Source organism: Salipiger sp. HF18 (assembly GCF_011806505.1).
Taxonomy (GTDB): Bacteria; Pseudomonadota; Alphaproteobacteria; order Rhodobacterales; family Rhodobacteraceae; genus Salipiger; species Salipiger thiooxidans.
In genome coordinates this window covers 1-7,050 of the sequence record NZ_JAATOS010000202.1, presented here as the reverse complement: position 1 = coordinate 7,050, position 7,050 = coordinate 1, and the positions used below count along the sequence as shown (strand labels likewise).

The 7,050-nt window shown below is 68.2% G+C and carries 8 protein-coding genes and 1 riboswitch; of the genes, 7 read left to right on the top strand and 1 reads right to left on the bottom strand.

Annotation, left to right across the window (positions count from 1 at the left end; genetic code table 11):
- The 5 genes from HC022_RS15785 to HC022_RS15765 all read left to right on the top strand — a co-directional run.
- Positions 1 to 808 (top strand): branched-chain amino acid ABC transporter substrate-binding protein (locus tag HC022_RS15785; protein ID WP_167453080.1); only part of this gene is annotated, 808 nt, incomplete at its 5' end.
- A 5-nt stretch (positions 809 to 813) separates the two neighbouring features.
- Positions 814 to 1,779 carry a YVTN family beta-propeller repeat protein gene (locus tag HC022_RS15780; RefSeq protein ID WP_008884072.1) on the top strand — a complete coding sequence of 322 codons (966 nt, stop codon included), beginning with the start codon at positions 814 to 816 and terminating at the stop codon, positions 1,777 to 1,779.
- 17 nt (positions 1,780 to 1,796) lie between these two features.
- Positions 1,797 to 2,324 (top strand): tetratricopeptide repeat protein, encoded by a 528-nt coding sequence (locus HC022_RS15775; RefSeq protein WP_167453079.1) that lies wholly within the window; start codon positions 1,797 to 1,799, stop codon positions 2,322 to 2,324.
- 399 nt (positions 2,325 to 2,723) lie between these two features.
- Entirely contained in the window at positions 2,724 to 3,131 is a 408-nt protein-coding gene (locus tag HC022_RS15770) for a cytochrome c family protein (protein ID WP_008884843.1), read from the top strand.
- A 133-nt stretch (positions 3,132 to 3,264) separates the two neighbouring features.
- Positions 3,265 to 5,031 (top strand): PQQ-dependent methanol/ethanol family dehydrogenase, encoded by a 1,767-nt coding sequence (locus HC022_RS15765; RefSeq protein WP_008885644.1) that lies wholly within the window; start codon positions 3,265 to 3,267, stop codon positions 5,029 to 5,031.
- A gap of 553 nt (positions 5,032 to 5,584) precedes the next feature.
- On the opposite strand, the gene cobO is transcribed toward HC022_RS15765, so the two are convergent.
- Positions 5,585 to 6,208, bottom strand: a complete 624-nt coding sequence (cobO, locus tag HC022_RS15760; RefSeq protein ID WP_167453078.1) for a cob(I)yrinic acid a,c-diamide adenosyltransferase — start codon at positions 6,206 to 6,208, stop codon at positions 5,585 to 5,587.
- Between the two features lie 37 nt (positions 6,209 to 6,245).
- Positions 6,246 to 6,444: riboswitch (cobalamin riboswitch) on the top strand.
- Positions 6,445 to 6,539: 95 nt separating this feature from the next.
- On the opposite strand from cobO, the gene HC022_RS15755 reads away from it, so the two are divergent.
- Together HC022_RS15755 and HC022_RS15750 are read left to right on the top strand one after the other, a co-directional pair.
- On the top strand, positions 6,540 to 6,935 hold the full coding sequence (locus tag HC022_RS15755) for a DUF1636 domain-containing protein (protein WP_167453077.1): 396 nt from the start codon (positions 6,540 to 6,542) through the stop codon (positions 6,933 to 6,935).
- The coding region (locus HC022_RS15750; protein ID WP_303049071.1) for a GTP-binding protein at positions 6,932 to 7,050 on the top strand (119 nt) is incomplete at its 3' end. The genes HC022_RS15755 and HC022_RS15750, both read left to right, overlap by 4 nt.

The window sequence follows — 7,050 nt, the reverse complement described above, 5'->3', positions numbered from 1 at the left end:
GCTGCTGTTCAACACCACCGCCCCCGACGCGGCGCTGCGCGACGGCGCCTGCCGGGCGAACCTGTTCCATACCCTGCCCTCGGATGCCATGCGCGCCGACGCGCTGGCGCAGTTCCTCGTGCAGCGGCGCTGGACCGACGTGGCGCTGATCTCGGGCGCCCACCCGCGCGACCACGCCTTCGCCGAGGCGCTCAAGGCCTCGATCGCGAAGTTCCGGCTGACGCTCACCGGCGAGAAGGAATGGGTCTTCGATGCCGACATGCGCCGCAACGCCAGCGCAGAGGTGCCTCTCTTCACCCAGGAACTGGGCGAGCACGACGTGCTGCTGGTGGCCGACGAGATCGGCGATTTCGGCCGCTACGTGGTCTACAACACCTGGCTTCCCCGCCCGGTCGCGGGCTCCGAGGAGCTGGTGCCGCAGGCCTGGTCGCCGGTGGTCGAGCAATGGGGCGCCGCGCAGCTGCAGTCGCGCTTCGAGGATCAGGCCCACCGCGACATGACGCCCGAGGATTACGCCGCATGGGCCGCGATCCGCACGCTCGGCGAGGCAGTGACCCGCACCGGCTCGGACGACATCGCGGTTCTGCGCGACTATATCCTGTCGGATGCCTTCGAGCTCGCGGGCTTCAAGGGTCGCCCTCTGAGCTTCCGGCCGTGGAACGGCCAGCTGCGCCAGCCGATCCCCATCGTCACCGACCGCGCCGTGGTCGCCACCGCCCCGCTCGAGGGCTTCTTCCACCAGGGCAACGAGCTCGACACGCTGGGCCGCGACAGAACCGAGACGACCTGCCGCTCGTTCCAGGAGTGAGACACATGCTGAGACTGACCACCGCCCTCGCCCTGCTGGCCGCCACGCCGGCCTTCGCCGACGAGATCTGGGTGACCAACGAGAAGGACAACACGATCAGCGTGATCGACGCCGACACGCTCGAGGTCACCCGCACGCTCGAGACCGGCGAGCGCCCGCGCGGCATCACCTTCAGCCACGATTATTCGCGGGTCTACATCTGCGCCTCCGACAGCGACGCGGTGCAGGTGATGGATCCGGTCTCGGGCGAGATCCTGCACGATCTGCCCTCGGGCGAGGACCCCGAGCAGTTCGTGCTGCACCCGGACGACCGGCGGCTCTACATCGCCAACGAGGACGACGCGATCACCACCGTGGTCGACACCGAGACCCGTCGGGTGGTGGCCCAGATCGACGTCGGCATCGAGCCCGAGGGCATGGCGGTGAGCCCGGACGGGAAGATCGTCGTCACCACCTCCGAGACCACCAACATGGCGCACTGGATCGACACCGAGACCGAGACGATCTTCGCCAACACGCTGGTCGACAGCCGCCCGCGCCACGCCGAGTTCGTCAAGGACGGCGCCGAGCTCTGGGTCTCTGCCGAGATCGGCGGCACGGTCACCGTCTTCGACACAGCGACGCAGACCGAGAAGGCCAGGATCCGCTTCGCCATCAAGGGCGTGCACGAGGACCTGATCCAGCCGGTGGGCTTCGAGCTCACGCCGGACGGCAAGACCGCCTTCGTGGCGCTGGGGCCCGCCAACCACGTGGCCGTGGTGAACGCCGAGACCTGGGAGGTCGAGGAATACCTGCTGGTCGGCCGCCGGGTCTGGCACATGGCCTTCGACGGCGACCACTCCCGGCTCTTCACCACCAATGGCATCTCGGGCGACGTGACGGTGATCGACGTCGCGCGGCGCGAGGCCATCAAGACCGTCAAGGTCGGCCGCTTCCCCTGGGGCGCGGCCTACCGGCCCACCGGAGGCTGACCCCGAAAGGAGATCCCATGCGCCGCGCCCTTCTCGCCCTCTGCCTGCTCGCCACGCCCGCCGTGGCGGACGAGTACGGCACGACCAACCCCGAGGAGCTGACCTGGCGCTCGGTGCGGGACCGCGCCGAGCGCGGGCAGACGGACATGATGACCTGCGCCGCGGGCTACCTCATGACCAAGTCCGGCGACCACGAGACCGCGCGCAAGATCTTCGAGGCCTGCGCCGCGGCGGGCTACACCGGCGCCATGACCTGGATGTCCTACATGGAGCAGAACGGCTTCGGCGGCGAGTTCGCCCCGGACGCCGCCGCCGAATGGGACCGCCGCGCCGCCGAGGCCGGCGATCCGGTGGGCAAGTTCAACTACGGCATCAGCCTGATGCGCGGCTTCGGCGTGGGGCAGGACGAAGCCCGTGGCCGGGCCCTGGTCGACGAGGCCGCCCGCGACGGGCTCGCCATCGCCAGGCGGCTTCAGGGCGCCGAATACGACCTCGACGAGGTGACGCCCGACGCCGACACCTGGCGCTACGCGCCGCTGTTCTGACGACGCGGGATCCGGTTGGTTCCGGGCTGCAGGGTTCGGGGGGTGGCCGCGCGTGCAAGCGACGGGGACGGTCCCCGAGGTGCCGTGCAGGTGGTCGGGGAGGAAGGGGGCGCTGCCCCCTCGGCGCTTTGCGCCTCACCCCCGGAGTTTGTCTGGCAAGATGAAGATGGGGCCCGGGGTGGGTGGCGTCGCGGCCTTGAGCGGCGGGCGTTTGGGGGGTATCGGGTCGAATTTGGCTGATGCGGGTGGGGCTGCGGTCGCCGTGTGGGGTCTGGCTATAGACCTTGGTGCAATTCACCCCACGGGGCGGCGGCGAAATACTCGGGGTCGGAAACGCGCGCATCTCAGCCACCCCGGGCTCGGTATTCGGGCCGGGGGCGCCAAACGGGAGAAATCCAAATGCTCCGCCTGACCCTGCCTGTCGTCCTGTGCCTCGCGGCACCGGCACTGGCCGACACCTTTGACGAGATCAAGGTCTCGGCCGGCCAGAAGCTTTTCGATGCCGAGTGCCGCCGCTGCCATGCGGTTGATTCCAAAGACCCTTCTTACGGGCCACCACTCACGAACATCCTCTACCGGGGGGCTGGCACCTTCCCCGATTACGACTATTCCACCGCGCTTTCGGCCTCGGGCATCGTCTGGACGCCGGCGGCCCTGCGCGCCTGGATGGAGGACAACGACGGCTTCATGCCCGGCACGAAGATGCGCCACGTGGGCATCGAGGACCGCACCGTGCAGGACTTCATCCTCTCCTACCTCGCCGCCATCACCACGCAGGACAACCGCGCCGTCGAGGGGAAGGACTAGGCTTGCCGAAAGGTCTTACGACCATGGTGCAATTCATCTCCGGCCCCGAGCCGGAGATGCTTTGCACCGGAGGAGCGACCGGCCCCCGCACGGCCGCAGCAGAATCGCCACAACCGTTCCTAGGGAGGACAACATGAACCGTTTCATCCTGGCCGTCACCGCCAGCCTGCTCGCCACCGGCGTCGCACAGGCGCAGGTCACCGAAGAGGATCTGGCCAACGACCAGACCATCACCAATCAGGTGGTCACCAACGGCATGGGCCGGCATCTCCAGCGCTACAGCCCGCTGGACATTCTCAACAAGGACAACGTCAAGAACCTGATGCCGGCCTGGGCCTTTTCCCTGGGCGGCGAGAAGCAGCGCGGCCAGGAGACCCAGCCCATCGTCTATGACGGCGTGATGTACGTCACCGGCTCCTACTCGCGGCTCTACGCCATCGACCTCGCCAGCGGCGAGGAGCTCTGGCAGTACGACGCCCGACTGCCCGAGGGCATCCTGCCCTGCTGCGACGTGATCAACCGCGGCGCCGCGATCTACGGCGACAAGATCGTCTTCGGCACGCTCGATGCCCGTCTCGTGGCCCTCGACCGCAAGACCGGCGACGTGGTCTGGCGCGACAAGATCGCCGACTACAAGGCGGGCTATTCCTACACCGCCGCGCCGCTCATCGTGAACGGGCTGGTGATCACCGGCAACTCGGGCGGCGAGTTCGGCATCGTCGGCGAGGTGCAGGCCCGTGACGTCGAGACCGGCGAGATGGTCTGGACCCGCCCGGTGATCGAAGGCCACATGGGCACGCTCAACGGCGAAGAGAGCACCATGACGGGCACGCTCAACGCCACCTGGCCGGGCGACCTGTGGAAGACCGGCGGCGGCGCCACCTGGCTTGGCGGCTCCTATGACGCCGAGACCGACACGCTGGTCTTCGGCACCGGCAACCCGGCCCCCTGGAACAGCCACCTGCGCGGCGCCGGCACGCCCGTCGAGGGCAACACCGGCGACAACCTCTACGCCGCCTCCCGCCTCGGCATCGACCCGGCCACCGGCGAGATCAAGTGGCACTTCCAGACCACCCCGCGCGAGGGCTGGGACTACGACGGCGTGAACGAGGTCGTGGCCTACGAGGATGCCGAGGGCAACAAGCGCTTCGCCACCGCTGACCGCAACGGCTTCTTCTACGTGCTGAACCGCGAGGACGGCGGCTTCGTCTCGGCCCATCCCTTCGTCAAGGACATCACCTGGGCCAGCGGCATCGACGAGACCGGCCGTCCGATCTACGTCGAGGAGAACCGCCCCGGCGATCCCACCGCGGCGGCGGATGGCGGCAAGGGCGAGGTGGTGTTCTCGGCCCCGGGCTTCCTCGGCGGCAAGAACTGGATGCCGATGGCCTACTCGCAGCACACCGGCCTTTTCTACGTGCCCTCGAACGAGTGGGGCATGGACATCTGGAACGAGCCCGTGACCTACAAGAAGGGCGCCGCCTACCTCGGCTCGGGCTTCACCATCAAGCCCATGTACGAGGACCACATCGGCTCGCTCAAGGCCATCGACCCGGCCACCGGCGAGTGGAAGTGGGAGTTCAAGAACGAGGCTCCGCTCTGGGGCGGCGTGATGACCACCGCCGGCGGGCTGGTGTTCACCGGCACCCCCGAGGGCAAGTTCCTGGCGCTCGACGACGAGACCGGCGAGGTGCTCTGGAGCTTCCAGACCGGCTCGGGCATCGTCGGCCAGCCGATCACCTGGGACATGGATGGCGAGCAGTACGTCTCGGTCGTCTCGGGATGGGGCGGTGCGGTTCCGCTCTGGGGCGGCGAGGTCGCCAAGAAGGTGAACTACCTCAACCAGGGCGGGACGGTCTGGACCTTCAAGCTTCCCAAGCAGCTGGCATCCGCCAACTGAGCGCTCCCCTCCCGGAGCAAGACTGGATGCGCCGCCCCTCGGGGTGGCGCATTTTTCTTTTGGTCTGTGGGTCGGCAGTGGGGCTGGCGCGGAAGCGTTGGCTGCGGTGGCGGGGCCATGATCTGACACGGGCGGGTCGATCAGGGACGCGGACTGGTGGTCCCGGCCCGGAGGTGGCCGGACGGCCGGCGCCGCTCACCCGGTCCATGCGTTTGGCGTGGCGGCCGGGAAATGCTCTGCCCACCGTCTCCGGCGCGAAACGACGTCAAATCCTGGCGCCTCTCGTCCAGCTCATGAAATCCGGTCGCGGGGCGGCGGCGGCGGCGAGAATCACCGTCGGGAAGCGTTTTGCGGCGGCCGGTCTGAGCTTTGAGCTTGGCCGGTCACCCAAACACCTTTTCAGGCCCCAGAGTCCGCCGGTCTGGTCACCCCCGAGACGGGCGAAACCTGTCAGGGCCGCGAGATCGTTTCCGACTGGGGCACTCTGCCCCCTCCTGTGCAGGGTCAGGCCTGCCCGGCGACCCGTCAGACCTCGGACCTCACACCCCGGACCTCAGAATTCCACACCCTTCTGCGCCTTGATGCCGTCGCGGAACGGGTGCTTGACCAGCGTCATGTCGGTCACCAGGTCCGCCGCCTCGATCAGCTCGGGCTTGGCGTTGCGGCCGGTGAGGCAGACGTGGGTCATCTCGGGCTTTTGGGTCAGCAGGAACTCCACCACCTCGTCGATGTCGAGGTAGTCGTAGCGCAGCGCGATGTTGATCTCGTCGAGCAGCACGAAGCGGATCTCCGGGTCGAGGATCTGCGCCTTGGCGATCTCCCAGCCGCGTTGGGCCGCGGCGATGTCGCGCTCGCGGTCCTGCGTCTCCCAGGTGAAGCCCTCGCCCGAGATGAAGAACCGGCACTCCCCGGCGAAGCGGGTGCGGATCATCTCGGCCTCGCCGGTGACCCATGTGCCCTTGATGAACTGCACCACGGCGCAGGGCATGCCATGGGCGATGCAGCGCAGGATCATGCCGAAGCCCGACGAGGACTTGCCCTTGCCGGGGCCGGTATGGACCATGATCAGGCCCTTCTCCTCGGTCTTGCCCTCCATCAGCCGGTCGCGCGCCGCCTTGATCTTCTTCATCTTTTCCGCGTGGCGGGTGTTGACGTCCTCGACGGTTCCATCGGTCATGGCGGATACGGCCCCTTTACACTTGCCTCGTTTCGCGGCCATCTGGCGCGCAGCTGGTGCCTGTGTAAACAGGTGAAAAGGGAATGTGCAGCCGCAAGGTCAGCACAGCCGCCCCCGCGACCGTGACCGGAGAGGTCCCCGAAGCCACTGGCGCAATGCCGGGAAGGACGGGAGACCGAGGGCCGCAAGGCCCGAATCCGCAAGCCGGGAGACCTGCCAGCGACCGAAGACATGGACCGGACGGGGTGAGCCGGTGTCGGAGCAGGACCGTTGCACCGATGCGAGGTCCCGTTGCGCGCTCGTTCCCCCGCCCCTTGCGTTGGAGACCCGGATGAGCGCGACCGTCGAGCTTCTGATTTGCGTGAAGTGCCGCAAGGGCACCGAGCCGCCCGCCGACGAACGCCGGCCCGGGCAGCGGCTCTTCGACGAGATCGCCGCGCGCGAGATCCCCGAGGGCGTTACCGTGAGCGCGGTGGAATGCCTGCAGAACTGCGATGCGGGCTGCACCGTCGCCATGCGCGGCGACGGGCGCTGGACCTATGTCTACGGCGGCATCGACGAGGACAGCCAGGCCGGGATGCTGCTCGAGGGCACGGCGCTCTACCGCGCGGCCCCCGACGGGCTGATCCCGTGGCGCAGCCGTCCCGAGCATTTCAAGCGCAACTGCGTGGCGCGGATCCCGCCGCCCACGCCCTCTCCTTCCCAGCACAAAGGTGGCTCAGAATGACCGACCTCTCGAAACTCCCCGTCACGGTGATCACCGGCTTCCTCGGCTCGGGCAAGACCACGCTGATCAGCCAGCTGATGCAGAACCCCGGCGGCAAGCGGCTTGCGGTGGTGGT